The organism is Citrifermentans bremense (assembly GCF_014218275.1).
GTDB lineage: Bacteria > Desulfobacterota > Desulfuromonadia > Geobacterales > Geobacteraceae > Geomonas > Geomonas pelophila.
Genome location: NZ_AP023213.1, coordinates 3,850,561 through 3,869,117, shown reverse-complemented (window position 1 = coordinate 3,869,117; position 18,557 = coordinate 3,850,561). Strand labels below are relative to the sequence as shown.

At 61.0% G+C, this 18,557-nt stretch carries 24 protein-coding genes; 19 read left to right on the top strand and 5 right to left on the bottom strand.

The window, feature by feature from the left end:
• Positions 1 to 14: 14 nt before the first annotated feature.
• The 3 genes from GEOBRER4_RS17180 (at position 15) to GEOBRER4_RS17170 (ending at position 3,712) form a co-directional block, all read left to right on the top strand.
• Positions 15 to 2,468, top strand: a complete 2,454-nt coding sequence (locus GEOBRER4_RS17180; protein ID WP_185243286.1) for a YfhO family protein — start codon at positions 15 to 17, stop codon at positions 2,466 to 2,468.
• A gap of 45 nt (positions 2,469 to 2,513) precedes the next feature.
• Entirely contained in the window at positions 2,514 to 3,272 is a 759-nt protein-coding gene (locus GEOBRER4_RS17175; protein ID WP_185243285.1) for a tRNA1(Val) (adenine(37)-N6)-methyltransferase, read from the top strand.
• A 74-nt stretch (positions 3,273 to 3,346) separates the two neighbouring features.
• Positions 3,347 to 3,712, top strand: a complete 366-nt coding sequence (locus GEOBRER4_RS17170; RefSeq protein WP_185243284.1) for a four helix bundle protein — start codon at positions 3,347 to 3,349, stop codon at positions 3,710 to 3,712.
• A 24-nt stretch (positions 3,713 to 3,736) separates the two neighbouring features.
• On the opposite strand, the gene GEOBRER4_RS17165 is transcribed toward GEOBRER4_RS17170, so the two are convergent.
• On the bottom strand, positions 3,737 to 4,222 hold the full coding sequence (locus tag GEOBRER4_RS17165) for a DUF721 domain-containing protein (RefSeq protein ID WP_226377820.1): 486 nt from the start codon (positions 4,220 to 4,222) through the stop codon (positions 3,737 to 3,739).
• Entirely contained in the window at positions 4,206 to 4,472 is a 267-nt protein-coding gene (locus GEOBRER4_RS17160; RefSeq protein WP_185243283.1) for a hypothetical protein, read from the bottom strand. Before GEOBRER4_RS17160 ends, GEOBRER4_RS17165 begins: the two co-directional genes overlap by 17 nt.
• A 95-nt stretch (positions 4,473 to 4,567) precedes the next feature.
• On the opposite strand from GEOBRER4_RS17160, the gene GEOBRER4_RS17155 reads away from it, so the two are divergent.
• The 15 genes from GEOBRER4_RS17155 to rsmI all read left to right on the top strand — a co-directional run bounded on the left by GEOBRER4_RS17155 (position 4,568) and on the right by rsmI (position 14,634).
• Positions 4,568 to 4,831: a DUF3343 domain-containing protein gene (locus GEOBRER4_RS17155; protein ID WP_185243282.1), complete on the top strand. Its 264-nt coding sequence runs from the start codon at positions 4,568 to 4,570 to the stop codon at positions 4,829 to 4,831.
• Positions 4,828 to 5,415, top strand: a complete 588-nt coding sequence (yedF, locus tag GEOBRER4_RS17150; protein ID WP_185243281.1) for a sulfurtransferase-like selenium metabolism protein YedF — start codon at positions 4,828 to 4,830, stop codon at positions 5,413 to 5,415. The genes GEOBRER4_RS17155 and yedF overlap by 4 nt, the downstream gene beginning before the upstream one ends.
• A gap of 170 nt (positions 5,416 to 5,585) precedes the next feature.
• The gene (gene ffh, locus GEOBRER4_RS17145) at positions 5,586 to 6,947 is read left to right on the top strand and encodes a signal recognition particle protein (protein WP_185243280.1); all 1,362 of its coding nucleotides are present in this window, start codon (positions 5,586 to 5,588) and stop codon (positions 6,945 to 6,947) included.
• A gap of 105 nt (positions 6,948 to 7,052) precedes the next feature.
• A complete protein-coding gene (gene rpsP / locus GEOBRER4_RS17140) occupies positions 7,053 to 7,319 on the top strand; it encodes a 30S ribosomal protein S16 (RefSeq protein ID WP_012531857.1) in 267 nt (88 codons plus the stop codon).
• 51 nt (positions 7,320 to 7,370) lie between these two features.
• On the top strand, positions 7,371 to 7,601 hold the full coding sequence (locus GEOBRER4_RS17135) for a KH domain-containing protein (RefSeq protein ID WP_012531856.1): 231 nt from the start codon (positions 7,371 to 7,373) through the stop codon (positions 7,599 to 7,601).
• A 3-nt stretch (positions 7,602 to 7,604) separates the two neighbouring features.
• The gene (rimM, locus tag GEOBRER4_RS17130; RefSeq protein ID WP_185243279.1) at positions 7,605 to 8,123 is read left to right on the top strand and encodes a ribosome maturation factor RimM; all 519 of its coding nucleotides are present in this window, start codon (positions 7,605 to 7,607) and stop codon (positions 8,121 to 8,123) included.
• Positions 8,120 to 8,869 (top strand): tRNA (guanosine(37)-N1)-methyltransferase TrmD, encoded by a 750-nt coding sequence (gene trmD / locus GEOBRER4_RS17125; protein ID WP_085815028.1) that lies wholly within the window; start codon positions 8,120 to 8,122, stop codon positions 8,867 to 8,869. The genes rimM and trmD overlap by 4 nt, the downstream gene beginning before the upstream one ends.
• Positions 8,866 to 9,435: an RNA methyltransferase gene (locus GEOBRER4_RS17120; protein WP_185243278.1), complete on the top strand. Its 570-nt coding sequence runs from the start codon at positions 8,866 to 8,868 to the stop codon at positions 9,433 to 9,435. The genes trmD and GEOBRER4_RS17120 overlap by 4 nt, the downstream gene beginning before the upstream one ends.
• Before the next feature lie 142 nt (positions 9,436 to 9,577).
• Complete coding sequence (gene rplS, locus GEOBRER4_RS17115; RefSeq protein WP_085815030.1) at positions 9,578 to 9,934, top strand: 50S ribosomal protein L19; 357 nt, start codon at positions 9,578 to 9,580, stop codon at positions 9,932 to 9,934.
• A gap of 252 nt (positions 9,935 to 10,186) precedes the next feature.
• A complete protein-coding gene (locus tag GEOBRER4_RS17110; RefSeq protein ID WP_185243277.1) occupies positions 10,187 to 10,879 on the top strand; it encodes a ribonuclease HII in 693 nt (230 codons plus the stop codon).
• 106 nt (positions 10,880 to 10,985) lie between these two features.
• Positions 10,986 to 11,363: a YraN family protein gene (locus GEOBRER4_RS17105; protein WP_185243276.1), complete on the top strand. Its 378-nt coding sequence runs from the start codon at positions 10,986 to 10,988 to the stop codon at positions 11,361 to 11,363.
• 47 nt (positions 11,364 to 11,410) lie between these two features.
• Complete coding sequence (locus tag GEOBRER4_RS17100) at positions 11,411 to 11,851, top strand: DUF4149 domain-containing protein (protein ID WP_085815033.1); 441 nt, start codon at positions 11,411 to 11,413, stop codon at positions 11,849 to 11,851.
• Between the two features lie 158 nt (positions 11,852 to 12,009).
• Positions 12,010 to 12,861 carry a nitrilase-related carbon-nitrogen hydrolase gene (locus tag GEOBRER4_RS17095; RefSeq protein WP_185243275.1) on the top strand — a complete coding sequence of 284 codons (852 nt, stop codon included), beginning with the start codon at positions 12,010 to 12,012 and terminating at the stop codon, positions 12,859 to 12,861.
• Positions 12,861 to 13,682: an NAD+ synthase gene (locus GEOBRER4_RS17090; protein ID WP_185243274.1), complete on the top strand. Its 822-nt coding sequence runs from the start codon at positions 12,861 to 12,863 to the stop codon at positions 13,680 to 13,682. Before GEOBRER4_RS17095 ends, GEOBRER4_RS17090 begins: the two co-directional genes overlap by 1 nt.
• A 121-nt stretch (positions 13,683 to 13,803) precedes the next feature.
• The gene (rsmI, locus tag GEOBRER4_RS17085) at positions 13,804 to 14,634 is read left to right on the top strand and encodes a 16S rRNA (cytidine(1402)-2'-O)-methyltransferase (RefSeq protein ID WP_185243273.1); all 831 of its coding nucleotides are present in this window, start codon (positions 13,804 to 13,806) and stop codon (positions 14,632 to 14,634) included.
• A 1-nt stretch (position 14,635) separates the two neighbouring features.
• Here the strand turns inward: rsmI and GEOBRER4_RS17080 are convergent, their stop codons facing one another.
• The 3 genes from GEOBRER4_RS17080 to GEOBRER4_RS17070 are packed head-to-tail and all read right to left on the bottom strand — an operon-like array spanning position 14,636 to position 17,605.
• Positions 14,636 to 14,971 (bottom strand): tRNA-binding protein, encoded by a 336-nt coding sequence (locus tag GEOBRER4_RS17080; protein ID WP_185243272.1) that lies wholly within the window; start codon positions 14,969 to 14,971, stop codon positions 14,636 to 14,638.
• Between the two features lies 1 nt (position 14,972).
• On the bottom strand, positions 14,973 to 15,992 hold the full coding sequence (ltaE, locus tag GEOBRER4_RS17075) for a low-specificity L-threonine aldolase (RefSeq protein WP_185243271.1): 1,020 nt from the start codon (positions 15,990 to 15,992) through the stop codon (positions 14,973 to 14,975).
• 20 nt (positions 15,993 to 16,012) lie between these two features.
• Entirely contained in the window at positions 16,013 to 17,605 is a 1,593-nt protein-coding gene (locus tag GEOBRER4_RS17070) for a glucose-6-phosphate isomerase (protein WP_185243270.1), read from the bottom strand.
• A 366-nt stretch (positions 17,606 to 17,971) separates the two neighbouring features.
• Here GEOBRER4_RS17070 and GEOBRER4_RS17065 point away from each other — a divergent pair, with 366 nt between their 5' ends.
• The gene (locus GEOBRER4_RS17065) at positions 17,972 to 18,448 is read left to right on the top strand and encodes a hypothetical protein (protein ID WP_185243269.1); all 477 of its coding nucleotides are present in this window, start codon (positions 17,972 to 17,974) and stop codon (positions 18,446 to 18,448) included.
• Positions 18,449 to 18,557: the final 109 nt, after the last annotated feature.

Genomic DNA, 18,557 nt, shown 5'->3' with positions numbered 1-18,557 from the left:
GGAGTTGTCTCCCGATGACCGAGCGCAAAAAAGACCTGCTGATACTGTCCGGCCTGCTGGCAGTGCTCTTGATACTTTTTTCCAAAATACTATTTACCTCGCAGATCATCCGCGCCCCTGACATCATCAACGAGTTCTACTGGGGCATCAAGGGCTTCGGGAGCAGGCCGTTTCTTTCACTGTTCAAGGTCGACTTCTCCAGCGCGGGGTGGAACCCCTTGCTGAACTCCGGGCACACCAACGAGGGGGGGATGGTTTCGGAGCAGTTCCTCATCATCCGAAACCTGATCTTCTGGATCTTCCCCGCGCCGGCAAGCGTCGCGTGGTACATCGTGGCGCAGCTTTTCTTCGGCGCGGCCGGCACCTACTGCCTCTGCCGGCTCATCGGCGCGGGCAGGCCCGCCTCTTTCCTGGCGGGCCTCGTCTTCGCCGTCGCCCCCGAAAATGCTTCCCTGATCAACGCCGGGCACGTGATGAAGATCGCCACCATCACTTTTGCGCCCTGGGCCTTTTACTTCCTGGAGAAGGGGTTCATCACCAGGCGCCTGATCTTTTTCCTGACCACCGCAGTCGTGCTTGCCTTCCAATTCTTTCACACCCACTGGCAGATCGCCTACTACACCTGTCTCGCCGTCGGCGTCTACGGCATCGCCCGCTCGCTGGCGATCGTGATGGGGGAACCGGAGGGGAAGAAGGAGTTCCGCCGCTTGTTCGGGCTGAACCTTGCGCTCCTGGCGTTCTTCCTCACCACCGTCGCCATCTCGCTGGTACCTCTGGCCAACTGGTCCAAGGACACCAACCGCGGCGTGAACAGCGGCGCCAATGTGTCCACGGCTTCCGGCAGCTCTGAGGCGAAAGGCGGCCTGGCCCGCGAGGAGGCAATGTCTTGGTCCATGCCGCCGGAGGAAGCCGCCGCCTTCATCATTCCCGGCATGTTCGGGTTCTCCCGCCAGGAAGCTGGGGAAAACCCCGACAACATAGACGCCTACTACTGGGGGCGGATGCACTTCACCCAGACGGTGAGCTACATGGGACTTCTCCCCTGGCTCCTGTTGCCGTTGCCGCTCATCTTCCGGCGCGACCGCTACACCTGGCTCGCCCTTTCCGCGGTCGTGGTCGGGATCTTCTTCTCAATGGGGAAATACACCCTTTTCTACAACCTCCTCTTCGACTACTTCCCCGGGATCAACCGCTTCAGGGTCCCGAAGATGATGATGTTTATCCCAGTGCTGGGTCTTGGCGTGCTCTCCGCACTGGGGCTCGACCTGCTGCTGGACCCGGTCGTCCGCGCCACCCGCGCCTTCAAGCGCTACATCCTGGGGGTCGTGCTGTTGCCGGTGCTTCTCCTGGCGCTGGTCGGGACCGAGATCGCGACCGGGCAGTTCTGGGTCAACCAGTTCATCGACATGCTCGCCCAGCCGACCCGCTACCAGCCCCAAAGCGAGCAGCTCGTGCTTGAGCGCTGGAACAACCTGGTGGCCGAAACGGCAATCGCTGCAGGGCTTGCCGCTCTTTTCGCCGCGGCGTTCGCCCTGTACCACCGCGGGAAGCTGGCGGCGAAGCTGGTTCCCCTGGTGCTGACCGCGCTTTTCCTGCTGGACGTGGGGCGCGTCAATTCCAAGTTCCTTTTCCTCGTTGACGAGCCGCACAAGGCAGCGGGCGTGAAGCCCCCCGAGATCGCTTTTCTCGCCAACCAGCCCAAGGAGTACCGGACCCTTCCCCTGGGGGGCGACCCGATGCCGTACGCGGATTCAGGAATTCCAGTGATGTTCACCTCGAACGCGGTGCAGCAGCGTCGCTGGCAGGAATTGCTGGACAATTTCAACCTCCTCTCCAGCATGCCTGACATGCTCAACGTAAGGTACCTGGTGCTGGGGAGGGACCAGTACCGTCAGGATCAGGCGAGTTTGGCCGGCAAGTACCGCCCCGTCTTCACCACCCCTGACGGCGGTGCCGTCATCCTCGAAAATCAGAACGTGCTTCCCAAGGCGTGGCTGGTGCCTGTCGCGTTGAAGGCCACCTCCGCGCAGGAATCTCTCGTGGCGCTGCAAAACCCCGCTTTCGACCCGAGGCTCATGGCTGTGGTGGAGTCGGACCCCCCCATCCCGCTGGCTGCGCCGAACGCCCGGATCGCTACGACGCCGGGGCAGGTGCGCGTGGTGCGCTATGAAGGGGAGCGGATCGACCTGGATGCATCGGTCGCCATGAACTCCCTGCTGGTCATGGGAGAGAAATACTACCGGGGCTGGCGTGCTACGGTGGACGGGAAGCTCACCGAGATCTACCCGGTAAACCACGTGCTGCGCGGGGTCTACCTAACCCCGGGAACGCACAAGGTCGAGTTCGTCTTCGACCCGCTTCCCTTCAAGATCGGCAAGTACCTGACCCTGGCCTCCTTTGCTGTCTTCGCCGTCTTCCTGGGAAGGGAAGCGTGGCAGAGGAAGAGGCAATTGGCAGTGGAGAATTGACAGTTGAGTATCACTTGTGGCCAATCAAGCACCTGTGGGGCAGGGGTGGACAACTTGGAACCGCCGCCTTGCTGCCAGGAATCGGAAACTCTCGACCAACTCTCAGGCTATGACCTGCGTATCATTCAGCCGCGGCACGGCTACCGTTTCTCGGTGGACCCGCTGCTTCTGGCCGACTTCGCCGGAGTGCGGGCGGGGGAAAGCTGCGTCGATCTCGGGACCGGCTGCGGGGTGATCGCGCTGCTGTTGGCCCGGCTGTGCGAGGACTGCTCCGTCGCCGCCATCGAGTTCCAGCAGGCGGTGGCGCGGATCGCTGAGCGGAACGTCGTGCTGAACGGGCTTTCCGGCCGCGTCGAGGTGGTCGAGGAGGATGTGGTCTCTGTCAAGTCCCGTTTCCCGGTGGACAGCTTCGATCTCGTCGTGTCCAACCCTCCTTACCGCAGGCCCGGCACTGGCAAGGTGAGTCCCCGGGCAGGGCGCGACGATTCCCGGCACGAGAGCACCGCGGCCCTGGCCGATTTCCTGGCGGCGGCGAAGTACCTCGTGAAGCCTTCCGGGCGGATCTGTCTCATCTATCACACCAGCCGTCTGGCCGAGCTGATGGCGCAGGCCGCCCAGCAGAAGCTGGCACCGTTAAGGCTCAGGATGGTGCACGGCAACAGCCGGATGGAAGCCCGGATGTTCATGATCGAATTGGCGAAGGGGAGAAGCGGAGAGCTGCGTGTGGAGCCCCCCATGATGGTGAGAGGCGAAGACGGCGGCTACAGCGAGGAGAAGCTGAGGATCTATAGAGGCAGGGGCTAGGGACTGGGGACTGGGGGCTAAAAAGGCAGAGGCGGGACTAGGCTGGGGCTAAAAGGCAGAGGCAGGGGGACGGCATGGAGATTCACAGTTACCGCGACCTGAAGGTTTGGCAGCTTGGCGTTGATCTGGCTGCAGAGGTGTACGACGTGACTCGTCTGTTCCCGAAATCAGAGATCTTTGGGTTGTCCAGCCAACTTCAAAGGGCTGCTGTGTCCGTACCGTCAAATATTGCGGAAGGGCATGCCCGAGGAAGTACTAAGGACTTCATTCATTTTCTTAACATCAGCTTGGGTTCTGTTGCGGAAGTTGAGACACAGCTTTTGATCGGGCAAAGGATTGAGTACGTGGGGAGCGACACTGTCGACCAGCTGTTGCATAAGTACGTAGAACTAGGCAAGATGCTTCGGGCGCTGCAGAGATCATTGGAGGCAAGAGCTTAGGTTGTAGCCCCTAACCCCCAGCCCCTAGCCCCTGCTTTCCTTGTCTTTTCGGATGAGGCTTTCGAATACGGCACGCAGTTCCGGGTCGGCGACGGATTCTGCCTGTTCCTCGATCCACTGCCTTTCTTCGTCGCTCAAATCCCGGCGCTTGGGAGGGGCGGGGGACTTTATTGCGGAGGAGGGATTCACCTTACCCCCCTTGAACTGCAGCTCCGTTACGAGCTCTTCTTCGAGCGCGTCGTTGACCTTGCCGATCAGTTCTTTCTTCAGATAGTTGAGCTGCTGCAACCACGGGGAGCTGTCCACGCTGATGGTGAGGGCGCCCGCCCTGAAGGACGAGGGCTGGGCATGGGAGGCGATGCGGCTTCCCACTGCTTCATCCCAGACCAGCCAGATGCGCCCCTCCTTCAGCCTCTGCTCGGCCGGGGTGCCGTGCAGCATCTGGCTCAGAAGGTCGGAGACTGGAGCCGGCCTGCGCATCCTGGGGCGCTTGTCAGTCGGTTTTTTCAACCTTGTTTCTCTTTCTGTGCATCCTGCCGCCGATCACCTGTCCGATAATAGCACTGGTGATGCTGAAGGGGATAAATCCCCAGCCAAGCCCCGTCTTGATCCTGAAGTAGACGATGGCGGGAATGGAAATGTGGACGTAGAAATACCAGCCGAAAGAAAACTTCGGGTAGTACTGCCGGCGGTACCCGAGCGGTATGTTGACTGCAGTAGCCAAAATGATCAGAGCCGCTGCCTTGAGCGCTGTATCCATGTAATGCCCTCTTGGGTCGATAATACTATGGATTTGACCGCTCTTTGTCAATGTGCTTCTATTAGCAGTTGTCCTGGTTCGATAAAGGAGTTGTTGTGATAAAAGACGGCGATTACGTTGCCATATTCAACTCGATACACCGGGTCATGGAGGCGGAGCGGCTCTTGAAGGACAAGAGCCTGAAGATCCTCCTCATCCCGGCCCCCCGTGCCCTGGCTGCAGACTGCGGTCTCGCCATCCGTTACGCCGAAGAGATCCGGAGCGAGGTGGAGGGCGCACTTGCCGACGCGGGGTTGCTCCCCCGGGACCTGTACCGAAAAAACGGAGAAGAGTTCGTCAAGATAGGAGAAGAAAAATGAAGAGTTTGGATGTCAGGGGCATGGCCTGCCCGCTGCCGGTCGTATCAGTGAAAAGGGCGCTGGAGTCTGCTGAAGGTGAACTGCGCGTGCTCTTGGACGACGGCGCTCCCCGGGAGAACGTGAAGCGCTTCGTGCAGGGGCGTGGCTACCAGGTGCAGGAAGAGCAGATCGAAGGCGGTTTCGCCTTCACCATCACCGGGGCCGGCTCCGGCTCCGCCAAGCGTGAAGCCGCTCCCACCGAACGCAGCGGCGCTACCGTGATGCTGATCGGGAGCGACCGGCTGGGAGACGGCGCGGAAGAACTGGGGCGGCTTTTGATGAAGAACTTCATCATCACCCTGCTCGATATGTCCGAGCTTCCGGACCGCATCTTCTTCGTCAACAGCGGTGTGCTCCTGGCAGCGCAGGGGTCCGAGGTGATCGAGGCGCTCGAGGAACTGGGAAACCGCGGGGTGGAAGTCCTCTCCTGCGGCATCTGCCTCGACTTCTACAAGAAGAAGGAACTGCTGGCGGCGGGCGGGGTGACCAACATGTTCACCATCGCCGAAAGCATGCTGCAGGCGCGTTCGGTGGTGCGGCTGTAGCGTTTCGTCACCGCCGTTAACTTGCGCTGTAGTGGATAATTTAGCTTGACAATAAGAGAGTTTATCCACTAAAGTGACTCTCTTGCCGCGGGATACCTGTGCGCTTTTGCCGTCACGCGACGCGGCCCTGTTAAAAATAACGAGCGTTCTCGCTAACTTATAGGTTTGAGATGTTTGCAACACTTTCCGACAAGCTTGACCTGGTTTTCAAGAAGCTGCGCGGCCAGGGGGTCATGACTGAAGAAAACGTCAAGGACGCCCTGCGTGAAGTGCGCCTGGCGCTCCTTGAAGCGGACGTCAATTTCAAGGTTGTCAAGGAGTTCGTCGAGAAGGTTCGCGGCCGCGCCGTCGGCACCGAGGTGCTGCAAAGCCTTGCCCCCGGGCAGCAGGTAATCAAGATCGTCCATGACGAGCTGGTGCTGCTCATGGGTGGCGGGGAGGACAACTCCCTCGACCTCGCGGCCAAGCCGCCGGTGGCGATCATGCTGGTCGGCCTGCAGGGTGCGGGTAAGACCACCTCCTGCGGCAAACTGGCGAAGTTCCTCAAGGCGCAAAGGAAAAAGCCGCTGCTGGTCCCGGCCGACGTCTACCGCCCTGCCGCCATCGAGCAGCTCAAGGTGCTGGGGCGTCAGCTCGACATCGAGGTGTTCGGCTCGGAGGCGACCCAGAAGCCTTTGGATATCTGCCGCGCCGCTAACCACTACGCGACCCTGAACGGCTTCGACGTCGTCATCTTCGATACCGCCGGCCGCCACCAGATAGACGACTACCTGATGGAAGAGCTGGAAGGTATCCGCGACGAGCTGGCTCCGCGCGAGATCCTGTTCGTGGCCGACGCCATGACCGGCCAGGAAGCGGTCAACGTCGCAACCGGCTTCAACGACCGCCTCGGCATCACCGGGGTGATCCTGACCAAGCTCGACGGCGACGCCAAGGGGGGCGCAGCGCTTTCCATCAAGGCCGTCACCGGCAAGCCGGTCAAGTTCGTCGGCCTGGGCGAGAAGCTCGACGCGCTGGACGTGTTCCACGCCGACCGCCTGGTCTCCCGCATCCTCGGCATGGGTGACGTGCTCACCCTGATCGAGAAGGCGCAGGCGACCATGGACGAGAAGGAAGCGGTCCGCCTACAGGACAAGATGAAGAAATCCGGCCAGTTCGATCTGGAGGATTTCAGAAACCAGCTGCAGCAGATCAAGAAGATGGGCTCGCTCGAATCCATCATGAACATGATCCCCGGGATGGGGAAGGCGATGAAGCAGATGCAGGGGGCTCAGCCTTCGGAGAAGGAGCTGAAGCGGATCGAGGCGATCATCGACTCCATGACCGCGAAGGAGCGCGCCAACCACACCATCATCAACGGCAGCCGCCGTTTGAGGATCGCCAAGGGGAGCGGCACCAGCGTTCAGGAAGTGAACCAGTTGCTCAAGCGCTTCAGTGAGGCGCAGAAGGTGGTGAAGCAGTTGCAGAAGATGGGTCCCAAGGGGCTTTTGAAGGGAATGAAGGGTATGGGAAAAGGGATGCTCCCCTTTTAACCGTGCCTTTGACGATAGCAGCCGATACAGGTACAGTTAGCAGTTCGAAACACCACTTACACAAAATGGCGGATCTAAAGGATCCGAGAACACCAGGAGGAAGAAATGGCTATAAAGATCAGACTTGCACGTGCGGGCGCTAAGAAGAAACCCTTTTACCAGGTAGTAGTTGCTGACTGCCGTTGCCGCAGGGACGGGCGTTTCATCGAGAACGTCGGTACCTACGACCCGAACAAGAACCCGGCGGTGTACAACCTGGAAGAAGGGAAGACTCTTGAGTGGCTCGGTAAAGGCGCACAGCCTACCGACACGGTCAAGCAGATCCTGAAGAAGGTCGGTATCTGGGAGAAGTTTGTCTCTCCGGCCGCTTAATTCCTGTTAGTTCCGGTCAGCCGGATATCCCACACTACAGAGGATAGCGACATGAAAGAGCTTGTTGAGACCATCGCCAAGGCACTTGTTGATGACCCGAGCCAGGTGCGAGCCACCGAGGAGTTGGAAGAAGAAACCAACGTAATCAAGCTGACCGTCGCAAAAGAGGACATGGGCCGTATCATCGGCAAGGAAGGACGCACTGCAAAGGCGATCCGCACCCTGTTGAATGCTGTTTCCACAAAGGACAACAAGAAAGCGATCCTGAAAATTGTAGAGTGATAGATGTCCGGTAGTAAAAAATTATTGATTGGCAAGATCCAGGGGACGCAGGGGATCAAGGGACAGTTGCGGGTCATTCCCTTCGCGGGGGATGCTTCCAGTATCTCGCAACTGAACGAGGTCTTCCTGAAGTCTCCGACAGGCGCCTTGGAGCCGTTCGCGGTGGTTTCCGCCAAGGCGCACGGCAAAAGGGTGATCCTGACCCTCAGGCCGTTTGACAACATAAACCAGGTGCTGCACCTGGTCGGCCGAGAGATCTATGCCGACCGGGTGTCGCTTCCGGAACTCCCCGACGACGAGTTCTACTGGTCCGACCTCCTGGGGCTCCAGGTTGCAACTTCGGACGGGGAAGAGCTGGGAGAGCTGGTCGACATCATCGAGACCGGCAGCAACGACGTTTACGTGGTGAAGAAGGACGGGCGCGAGGTGCTTATTCCCGCGCTCGAGGATGTCGTATTGTCGATCGACCTGGCTGAAGGGCGCATGACGGTCTCTCTCCCGGAGGGGCTGCTCGATCTATGAAATTCGACATCCTGACCCTGTTCCCGGCCATGTTCGAAGGGCCGCTGACGGAGAGCATCCTGAAGCGGGCCAGCGAGAAGGGGCTCATAGAGGTCGCGCTGCACAACATCCGCGACTGGGCCTTCGACAAGCATGCCACGGCCGACGACTCCCCCTACGGCGGCGGCGCCGGGATGGTGATGAAGGTCGAGCCGATAGCCGGCGCCATCGAGGCGGTGAAGGCGAAGCACCCCAACTCGAAGGTGATACTGACCACTCCCTGCGGGCGTCCTTTCAACCACCAGGTTGCCGAGGAGCTTTCCCGCGAGGAAGGTGTCATCATCATCTGCGGCCGCTACGAAGGAGTCGACGAGCGGGTGCGCACCCTGTTCGTGGACGACGAGATCTCCCTGGGGGATTTCGTGCTGACCGGCGGGGAGATCGCCGCCATGGTCATCGTCGATGCCGTTTCCCGGCTGGTGCCGGGCGTTTTGGGCTCCGAGGAATCGGCGCAGTACGATTCATTTGCAGACGGGCTTCTGGAGTACCCGCAGTACACGAGGCCCCCCGAATTCAGGGGTGAGAAGGTTCCCGACATCCTCCTTTCCGGCAACCACGCCGAGATCGCCAAGTGGCGGCGCAAGGAGCAGATGAAGAGGACGCTCGCCTCCCGTCCCGAGCTCCTCGATGGGATCGAGTGGAGCAAGGCGGACAAGAAACTACTGGCAGAGGTCGGCATAGGCACCTCGGAGAAGGTGACTAAATGACCTCAGCAGAAAACTTCAGCATCGCGCTGGTTCATTACCCGGTGTACGACAAACACAAGGACGTGGTCGCCACCTCGGTGACCAACCTGGATATCCACGACATGTCACGGCTGGCCCGGACCTTCGGGCTGGATCGCTACTACATCGTGACCCCGGTCGAGGAACAGCAAAAGCTCGTTGAAAAGGTGAGGGAGCACTGGCTTACCGGCTGGGGTTCCACCTACAACCCGAAGCGCAAGATGGCGCTCGAAACGCTGCAGCTGGAAGTGTCGGTCGATACAGCCGTCGCCGACATCGAGCAGCGGACCGGCCGCAGGCCGAAGGTCGTTGTCACCGGCGCCACCGGCCGCGACAACAGTGTGACCTTTGCAGAACTCAAGGCGCTCATCGACGCAGACCCGCAGCAGCCCTATTTGCTGCTGCTCGGGACCGGATGGGGGCTGATCGAGCAGGTCTTCAACAAGAGCGACCTGGTGCTGGAGCCGATCAGGGGGGCTGGTGATTACAACCACCTCTCGGTGCGCTCCGCGGCGTCGATCATGTTGGATCGGCTGTTCGGGCGGTAGAGAAACAGGGGCTAGAGGCTGGGGGCTAGGGGCTGGATGACTGGCCGCCCGGTTGGTTTTCGTAGCAAAGCGGCACGGCTTTACGCCAAAATGTATTAAAAATCTTGCAAGACTAGAGGTTACAGATAAGGGAGGAAGTACGATGAACAAGATTGACATGATTGAAATGGCACAGATGAAGAAGAACATTCCCAAATTCATTCCTGGCGACACCATCAAGGTGCAGGTGAAAATCGTTGAGGGCGACAAGAGCCGTATCCAGGCTTTCCAGGGCGTCTGCCTTGGCCGTCAGAACGGCGGGATCCGCGAGTCCTTCACCGTTCGCAAGATCTCCAACGGCGTCGGCGTTGAGAGGGTGTTCCCGCTGCACTCCCCGTCCATCGAGGCGATCGAAGTAGTGACCCGCGGCCAGGTCCGTCGCGCGAAGCTCTACTACCTGCGCAAGCTGCGCGGCAAGGCTTCCAGGATCAAAGAGCGGAAATACGTCGCCGGCCAATAACAAGGCTCACAGCAAAAAAGCCCCGGTCACGTATGCGGCCGGGGCTTTTTTTGTTGAAATGCTTGCCACGGGCAACCTTCCACGAGATCGCGTGCGGTCACGTTCCCACCCCCAGGAAGGGGAGGGACAGGGAGGGGGCGCGTAGCGACTCGCTCGGGCAAGGCTCCCCCCCTTTCCCGAACTCCACCCTCCGGGGGAGGAGTGAGCGCGGCGGGGCTATACGCGTATGTTTCTCTGCGGCAAGGGATTGCTATGACAGGTCTTTTCCCCGACAACCCGGGTGCTCCCATCGACATGCTAGCCCTCGAGGCGCAGGCGCTTCGTCGCGGCTACTGCCGGATAGCGGGGATTGACGAGGCCGGCCGAGGACCGCTGGCGGGGCCGGTCGTGGCCGCCGCAGTTGTACTTCCCTCCGGAATGCTCCTCCCCGGGGTCAACGACTCCAAGCAGCTCACCGAAGAAAAAAGGGAGGAGCTCTTCGATGTCATTCACCGCGAGGCGCTCGCGGTCGGTGTCGGCATCGGCGATCATGCCCTCGTCGACAGCATCAATATCCTACAGGCGACCCTCAGCGCCATGCGCGACGCGGTCCGGGCCTTGAGCCTAACCCCCGATTTCCTCCTCATCGACGGCATCTCCAACGTCCCTATGAACATCCCGCAGCGCACCGTGAAAAAGGGAGATTCCCTGAGCCTCTCGATTGCGGCCGCCTCGATTATCGCCAAGGTCACCCGTGACCGGATGATGGTGCAGTACGACGTAGAGTACCCTGGCTACGGGTTCGCGAGCCACAAGGGGTACGGCGCCGCTTCGCATCTGGCCGCCATCACAGAGCTGGGACCCTGCCCCATCCACCGCAAAACCTTCAGCGGCGTGAAGGAGCACCTTCCTCCCCTGCCCGGCAGTGACACTGCGGGACCCTCCACTGGCTTATTCTCTTTCTGATCAAGAGCTCGCTAAAAGAATCTACAGTTTATTCATGTGCCGGCTGAACTAGCTGCTACACTGTTGTGATGCTTTGCCGTACAGTGACATTTCATCAGGGGTGGCCATGTCGGATAAAAGCAGCAACAGCTCTCTCGGCGGAATAGGGGAATCCATTGCGGTCACCTACCTGAGGGGGCAGGGCTTCAAGATAGTGGAGTGCAACTTTCGCAGCGTCTGCGGTGAGGTCGACATTATCGCCAGAGACGGCCGCGAACTCGTCTTTGTAGAAGTGAAGTGCCGCAAGAACTATAACTACGGTGTGCCGCAGCTGGCGGTGACGCAGTTCAAACAGCGCCAGATCTCCAAGGCAGCCCTGGTTTGGCTTTCCAAGAAGAAGCTGTTTGACGCCGAGGCGCGCTTCGACGTGGTCGCCATCGTGCTGCGCGAGCATGAGCTGCCGGTGATAGAGCACATAAGAAACGCGTTCGAGCTGGCTTACTAGTCACAGACTGGCGTTTGACTGAAATGTTATCAACAGGAGGAAGCGAGATGCAGGCAGTACACGTAATCTACCGGTTGGCGATTTCACTTTGGCTCGGGGGTGCAGCCCTCTTCACCTTCGTGCTCACCCCAATCTTGTTCCGCTCTGAGAGCAGGGACGTGGCGGGGCGCATCGTCGGACTTTTCTTCCCCGGCTACTTCCGCTGGGGGCTTGCCTGCGGCGTCATTGCCCTGATCTGCCGGATCATCATCACAAGCAAATCCAAATACCTGGCAGCCGCCATCATAGTGGCGATGCTGCTCCTCTCCTCCTTCCAGGCTTTCTACATCGAGCCCAAAGCGGCCGAGCTGAAGCGTCAGATCGTCTCCTTCGAAACGACCTCCAAGGACGATCCCTTGCGCCGCGAGTTCGCCAAGCTCCACGGCGTCTCAGCCGTCTGCAACCTCTCGGTCATCGCCGGAGGAGTGGTGCTGGTGATCCTGCTTTAGCCTCCTTGAGTGGAGAGCAAAGGTGAGCGCTGCACCAATGAATAAAGCCTCTCCTAGAATCTTTCAGATTTTGTCAGTGGCTAAGTGGTTTTAGCCATTGACGTTTGCAAAGACTCTCCCGCTGTGCTAGTAATGAGAAAAAAATTGCGGAGAAGCTCATGGATTTCACCGTTGCCCTGGCCCAGATCAAGCCGAAGTTGGGCTGTCTGGACGACAACATGGCCCTGGTAGAGGCCGCCATAGAAAAGGGGATTGCCGCAGGAGCCGACCTGATCGTGTTCCCGGAGCTCGCGCTCACCGGGTACTTCCTGAAGGACCTGGTCCCCGAGGTGGCGCTGCGTCTCGACGCCCCCCAGATAGAAAAACTCAAAACCCTGTCAAAGCGGATCTCCATCGCCATCGGCTTCGTCGAGGTCTCCTCCGATTTCCGGTTTTTCAATTCTGCCCTTTACCTGGAAGAGGGGGAAATCCGCCACGTGCACAGGAAGGTGTACCTGCCGACCTACGGGCTGTTCGACGAGCAGCGCTACATGGCGCGCGGCGAGCGGTTGCGCGCCTTCGACACCCGCTTCGGCCGGGTCGGGATGCTCATCTGCGAGGACATGTGGCACCTTTCGGCCCCTTACGTCCTTGCCATGGACGGCGCCATGACGCTCCTCTGCCTGTCGTCGAGCCCCGGGCGCGGCGTGAGCGGCACCGAGGGTTTGGGATCGGCCGCCGCCTGGCAGAAGCTCACTTCCACCACGGCGATGTTCCTCAACTGCCGCGTCTTCTACTGCAACCGCGTGGGGTACGAGGACGGCATCAACTTCTGGGGAGGCTCCGAGGCTATTTCCCCTTCGGGCGAGGTCACCGACCGGGGAGCGATCCTTGAAGAGGACCTGGTGATCGCCAAGGTGGACGGCGGCGCGCTCAGGCGCGAGCGGATCTTTTCCCCGATTATGCGCGACGAGAACCTCGCCATCACCGTGAAGGAGCTCAAAAGAATCGACAGGGAGAAAGAGTACTGATGGGTGCCCTTAGTGTTAATACGGCGCTCTTGCGCCAGATCCTGGTCGGCTTCGTGCGCGACGAGGTTTGCAAGGTAGGACTTAAGAAGGGTGTGCTGGGGCTTTCGGGCGGGATCGATTCCGCGCTGGTCGCCTACATCGCCGCCGAGGCGCTGGGCCCGGAGAACGTCTACGCCTACTGCATGCCGTATCGCACCAGCAACCCGGAGAGCGAGGCGCACGCCCGCCTGGTCGCCGAGAGCCTCGGCATAAACTTCAAGGTGATCGAGATCACCGGGATGGTCGACGCCTATTTCGACCTCTACCCCGAGGCGAGCAACATGAGGCGCGGCAACAAGATGGCGCGCGAGCGGATGACCATCCTCTACGACCACAGCGCCGAAGTGGCGGGACTGGTGCTCGGGACCAGCAACAAGACCGAGCTTCTGCTGGGCTATGGTACGCTCCACGGCGACATGGCGAGCGCGCTCAACCCCATCGGCGACATCTACAAGAGCCAGGTGTGGGAGCTTTCCGAGGCGATGGGGGTGCCGCACGAGGTGATCGAGAAGAAGCCTTCGGCGGACCTGTGGGCCGGGCAGACCGACGAGCAGGAACTGGGTTTCACCTATCGCGACGCCGATGAGCTCCTCTACCGGATGGTGGACCAGCGCATGAGCCGCGAAGAGTTGATTGCCGCCGGTTTCGACGCGCAGTTCATCGACAACGTGCACAGGAAGGTGCAGGGCTCCCACTTCAAGCGGCGTCTTCCCATCATCGCCAAGGTCTCCAACCGGACCATCGACCGCGACTTCCGTTACGCCAGGGATTGGGGGAAGTAGAACCGGGGCTAGGGACTAGGGGCTAGGGACTGGTAAAACCAGCCCCCCCTTGGCCCCTAGCCCCGACTTTGGTTCACTAGCCCCTGGTCCCCCGCCCCTAGCCCCGCTTTGCAGGTTTCATATGTCCGGAACTCTTTACATCGTAGCCACGCCGATCGGCAATCTCGAGGACATCACCTTGCGCGCCCTGCGCATCCTGAAGGAGGTGGACCTGGTCGCGGCCGAGGATACCCGCCACTCCAGGAAGCTCCTCACCCATTTCGGCATTTCCAAGCCGCTCACCTCCTACTTCGACCACAACAAGGACCTGAAGGGGGACCAGATCCTGGACCGGCTCCGAGAGGGACAGAGCGTCGCCCTCATCACCGATGCCGGGACACCCTGCATCTCGGACCCGGGCTACCAGCTCGTGCGCGACGCGGTCGCGGGCGGGATCTCCGTGGTTCCCATTCCCGGCGCCTGTGCCGCCATCACCGCACTCTCGGCCTCGGGGCTTCCCACCGACCACTTCAGCTTCGCGGGTTTTCTTCCCAATAAGCAGGGGAAAAGGCGCGAGCGGCTGCAGTCGCTTGCCGGCGACAGGGCGGTGCTGATCTTCTACGAGTCGCCCAAGCGCCTCCTGGCGACCCTGCAGGACATGCTGGAAACCATGGGGGATCGAGAGGTCGTGGTGGCGCGGGAACTCACCAAGATGTACGAGGAGTTCCTGCGGGGGAGGCTTTCCGCACTGGTCATGCAGGTGCAGGAAAGGGAGATCCGGGGGGAGGTGGCGATCCTGGTCACCCCCGCGGAGGAGCCGGAGGCAACGGACGCGCCAGGGATGGAAGAGTTGCTGCAGAAGTATCTTTCTTCCGGGGAGATGACGTTGAAGGACGCCGTGAAGAGGGTGACTTTGGAAACGGGCCTCCACAAGAGCGAGGTCTATGCGGAGGCCCTGAGAATCAGGGGGTAGGTCAGCAGAGCTTGCTGCCGTTTGGGACTGTACGCTCGGGGACGGCGAGGACGATGTCGCCGTTTGCGTCGGCAAAGCCGGTGATGAGCACCTCCGAGAAGAAGCGCCCGATCTGTTTCCTGGGGAAGTTGCAGACCCCGATCACCTGCTTTCCCACCAGCTCTTCCCTCTGGTAGTGCTTCGTGATCTGAGCGCTCGACCTGCGCACCCCAGCCTCGCCGAAATCCACCAGCAGCTTGTAAGCCGGCTTCCGTGCCTCCGGGAACTCCTCCACTTCCAGCACGGTCCCCACCCGCAGCTCCACCTTTTCGAAATCGTCCCAGTTTATCTCGGCCACGTCACTTTCCCCCTGCCGCAAAGAAGCGTTTGAAGGCAGCAACGGTGCGCTCCACGTCCGCGCTGGTCACGTCCAAATGCGTTGCCAGTCGTATCTGGTCCCCACCGCCAAGGATTATCCCTTCCGCGGCTAGCGCCTTGCGCAGGGAATCGGCCCTGCCGGCCGGTGGGGTGACGAAGAGGATGTTGGTGCGCGCAGGGCTCACCAAAAGCTCCTCGATGTGGCCAAGGCCCGCGGCCAGAAGTTCCGCGTTCTCGTGGTCCTCGGCAAGGCGCTGCACGTTGTTCTCGAGTGCGTGGATGCCGGCCGCGGCCAGGATACCCGCCTGGCGCATGCCGCCGCCGGCCACCTTGCGCCAGCGGCGCGCGCGGCCGACGAGCTCACGGCTGGCGCAAAGGACCGTGCCGGCAGGGGCGCCCAGCCCCTTTGAGAGGCAGACCGAGACCGAGTCGAAACGGGCGGCGATGGTGCCGACCGGGACCCCAAGGTACACGGCCGCGTTGAAGACACGGGCACCGTCCAGGTGCAGGGAAAGCCCGAGGCTTTTCGCCAGTTCCGCAGCCTTCTCCAGGTAGTCGAGGGGCAACACCTTCCCCCCTTGGGTGTTCTCGAGGCAGAGGAGCCTCGTCACCGGGTGATGGTAGTCCGACGGCTTCACGGCGCGTCGCACCTTGTCGAGGTCGAGGGTTCCGTCCTCTTCGAACTCGATCGGCTGCGGCTGAATCCCGCCGAAGATGGCCCCGCCGCCCCCCTCCCACCGGTAGATGTGCGCGTCCTGCCCAGCGATGTACTCGTCGCCGCGGCCGCAGTGGGACAAAAGGGCAAGGAGGTTCCCCATGGTCCCGGTCGGGACGAAGAGCGCCGCCTCCTTACCCAGCAGTTCTGCAGCCATCGATTCCAGCCGGTTTACCGTCGGGTCCTCCCCGTAGACGTCGTCCCCCACCGGGGCTGCTGCCAGTACCTGGCGCATCGCCTGAGAGGGCAATGTCACCGTGTCGCTTCTCAAATCCACTTTCTTCATCTGCTCCCCTATCAGCGCTGCTAATCTTTGCTGCGGTACTTGTTTTCCCAGATCTTGTCTTTAACGGTGACGGCCACCCCGTGGTCGCCGTTGGCGGCCATGTGCCTAAGGATCATGAAGGTGGTTTCCACCTCCTCCGGGCGCGCCAGGGCCATCGCCATTTCCTCGCAGGTGAATTCGCGGTTGGGTTGGCGCCTCAGCATCTCGACGATTTCACCCTGCAGCTTGAGCACGGCTCCGGCAGCCTTTTTCCCCGCCTCGACTCCGGGCTGGTGGTAGGCGTTCACGTTGACGAGCGAGGCGTACAGCCCCACCGCGCGCTCGTACAGGGCGATGAGGGCTCCGATGCCGGCCGGGGAGATCTCGCGGACGGTGATAGTAACCGATTCCCGCCCTTTTTCATAGAGGGCGGACCGGGTCCCCTGGAAAAAACCGGACAGGTAGTCGCCGGAGGTGGCACCGGGCTCCACTTCCATGGACGGTCCCTCGCGGTCCTTGAGCACCTCGATGAAGGTGACGAAGAAGTTGTGCACCCCTTCCCGCAACTGCTGCACGTAAGCGTGCTGGTCGGTGGACCCCTTGTTGCCGTAGACGGCGACCCCCTGCAGAACCTGCTTGCCGTCGCGGTCCAACTCTTTTCCCAGGGACTCCATGATGAGCTGCTGCAGGTAGCGGGAAAACAGAAGCAGCCTGTCCTTGTAGGGGAGCAGCACCATGTCGCGTGCGCCCTTTCCCTGGGTGGCATGGAACCACGTCAGGGCCAGGAGGGCGGCGGGGTTGTCACGGGTGACCCGGGAGCGCGTCTTTTCGTCGCAGGCGCGGGCTCCGGCTAGCAGCCGGTCCACGTCGATCCCCTGAAGCGCTGCGGGAAGAAGCCCGACCGCCGAGGTGACGGAGGTGCGCCCGCCGACCCAGTCCCACATCGGGAAGACCCCGAGCCAGCTCTCCCCGGAGGCTGTTGCGTCCAGCTCGCTGCCGCTGCCGGTCACGGCCACGGCATGCGCCGCGAAGTTGAGGCCGGCGCGCTCGAACCCTTGGCGCGCCTCCAGCATCCCGTTGCGGGTTTCCTTGGTGCCGCCGCTCTTGGAGATGACCACCACCAGCGTCTGCTTGAGCGCCGCGCCGATCCCGGAGATGACCTTGTCCATCCCGTCCGGGTCGGTGTTGTCGAAGAACCAGATCCGCAGCAGATCCCGAGATCCGCCCAGGCTGTCAGCGACGAACTGCGGTCCCAACGCAGAGCCGCCGATGCCGATGATCAGGAGGTCGGTGAAGCGGTGGCCGTCGGGTGCTGCGATGTTCCCCTGGTGCACCGAGGCGGCGAACGCCTTGATCGCGGCCAGCGTCGAGACGATTTCCTCGGTGAGGGCCGGCTCCGGGGCCAGTTCCGGAGCCCGGAGCCAGTAGTGACCCACCATGCGGTTTTCGTCCGGGTTGGCAATGGCGCCCTGTTCCAGCGCCTCCATCTCCTGGTAGGCCTGTTGCAGACGCGGCTCCATCTCCTCGAAGAACCCGTCCGGGAAGTTGATACGGCTGGTGTCGACGCTTAGCTCCAGTTCGGGGTCGTGGTAGAGCAGGTTCTTGTACCGCTGCCAAAGCTGCTGTTTCTGCATATGGCCTCCGCTGCTTTTGTTAGTCTGGTGGAAGGTCAGCTCTCATGTGCGTCGGGGCATGATAGCATGGATTAAATTTTATTCAAGTATGAGCAGCGCCGGCGCTGTCACTGGAAGGGCGGGTTTTGCACATGTAACAGCCGGCTGTGCAAGGTGTGAACAGGAAACCGGTCGGCCGCCCTCCTTTTCCCGGCGCCTCTTTCCATAAAAGACATGCTACGACGGCACTTTAGCCGGAAGGGGGCGGCAGCGCTGAACTTGGTACGGCTTATGTAACGGATAAGCCTACCAAACGGCAGCCCTGCCTGGCGCAGGTGCGGCTGGCGCCGGTCTGGAACCGATCGGACTGGTATGCGGAGGTGAGGCATGGAAGGCAGATTTGCAGGTGCGAGCGCGGACTGCAGCAGCAACGGGTTCGGCGCCATGGAGGTGGTGCTGGTGAAAAAGCAGCCCAAGGATTCCGCGGAACGCATGGCGGTCGTGTTGACCCTAGGCAACGATCCCGACATCTGGCGCCTGGTGAATGAGGATATGGACAGTATCGCGAACAATCTGGTGAGGGTGAAGCAGATGAACAGACAAAACCCGGTGCATGTGGACGAGAGCGCGCAGCTTTTCAAGAAGAGCCTGGAGCCGTTGTTCACGCTCATTTCGGCGACCTCGCAGCAGCACGTCATGGACAAGTTGTCGCTGTCGCTTAGAAAGGCACTGCTTTTAATGGCGATGGAGCGCTACCACTGCAACACCGACAAGATCTGCCGGGCGCTTGGGCTCAGCAAGAGCAAGCTCGAGAAGGAACTGAAGCGCTGCGGGCTCTGGAACCGCGAAAAAGAGGCGGCCTGAGCGGGGGGTGCAAAAAGTTGCCGGCAGTAAAAGGGGGGGCGTCAGCCCCCTTTTCCGTTCTCTGCCGCGGGCTAGGCGTGTTTCCGCCCATGAAATGCCTTGAATAATG

Excerpts from the sequence above, each read along its gene's own strand:
- GEOBRER4_RS17160 (WP_185243283.1), bottom strand. The coding sequence starts at position 4,472 with ATGGATACAGCGCTCAAGGCAGCGGCTCTGATCATTTTGGCTACTGCA.
- GEOBRER4_RS17120 (WP_185243278.1), top strand. The coding sequence starts at position 8,866 with ATGACCTCAGCAGAAAACTTCAGCATCGCGCTGGTTCATTACCCGGTG.
- GEOBRER4_RS17065 (WP_185243269.1), top strand. The coding sequence starts at position 17,972 with ATGGAAGGCAGATTTGCAGGTGCGAGCGCGGACTGCAGCAGCAACGGG.
- GEOBRER4_RS17100 (WP_085815033.1), top strand. The coding sequence starts at position 11,411 with ATGCAGGCAGTACACGTAATCTACCGGTTGGCGATTTCACTTTGGCTC.
- rpsP (WP_012531857.1), top strand. The coding sequence starts at position 7,053 with ATGGCTATAAAGATCAGACTTGCACGTGCGGGCGCTAAGAAGAAACCC.
- rimM (WP_185243279.1), top strand. The coding sequence starts at position 7,605 with ATGTCCGGTAGTAAAAAATTATTGATTGGCAAGATCCAGGGGACGCAG.
- GEOBRER4_RS17105 (WP_185243276.1), top strand. The coding sequence starts at position 10,986 with ATGTCGGATAAAAGCAGCAACAGCTCTCTCGGCGGAATAGGGGAATCC.
- ffh (WP_185243280.1), top strand. The coding sequence starts at position 5,586 with ATGTTTGCAACACTTTCCGACAAGCTTGACCTGGTTTTCAAGAAGCTG.
- GEOBRER4_RS17090 (WP_185243274.1), top strand. The coding sequence starts at position 12,861 with ATGGGTGCCCTTAGTGTTAATACGGCGCTCTTGCGCCAGATCCTGGTC.
- GEOBRER4_RS17110 (WP_185243277.1), top strand. The coding sequence starts at position 10,187 with ATGACAGGTCTTTTCCCCGACAACCCGGGTGCTCCCATCGACATGCTA.
- GEOBRER4_RS17180 (WP_185243286.1), top strand. The coding sequence starts at position 15 with ATGACCGAGCGCAAAAAAGACCTGCTGATACTGTCCGGCCTGCTGGCA.
- GEOBRER4_RS17070 (WP_185243270.1), bottom strand. The coding sequence starts at position 17,605 with ATGCAGAAACAGCAGCTTTGGCAGCGGTACAAGAACCTGCTCTACCAC.
- GEOBRER4_RS17095 (WP_185243275.1), top strand. The coding sequence starts at position 12,010 with ATGGATTTCACCGTTGCCCTGGCCCAGATCAAGCCGAAGTTGGGCTGT.
- trmD (WP_085815028.1), top strand. The coding sequence starts at position 8,120 with ATGAAATTCGACATCCTGACCCTGTTCCCGGCCATGTTCGAAGGGCCG.
- GEOBRER4_RS17170 (WP_185243284.1), top strand. The coding sequence starts at position 3,347 with ATGGAGATTCACAGTTACCGCGACCTGAAGGTTTGGCAGCTTGGCGTT.
- yedF (WP_185243281.1), top strand. The coding sequence starts at position 4,828 with ATGAAGAGTTTGGATGTCAGGGGCATGGCCTGCCCGCTGCCGGTCGTA.
- GEOBRER4_RS17135 (WP_012531856.1), top strand. The coding sequence starts at position 7,371 with ATGAAAGAGCTTGTTGAGACCATCGCCAAGGCACTTGTTGATGACCCG.
- rsmI (WP_185243273.1), top strand. The coding sequence starts at position 13,804 with ATGTCCGGAACTCTTTACATCGTAGCCACGCCGATCGGCAATCTCGAG.
- ltaE (WP_185243271.1), bottom strand. The coding sequence starts at position 15,992 with ATGAAGAAAGTGGATTTGAGAAGCGACACGGTGACATTGCCCTCTCAG.
- rplS (WP_085815030.1), top strand. The coding sequence starts at position 9,578 with ATGAACAAGATTGACATGATTGAAATGGCACAGATGAAGAAGAACATT.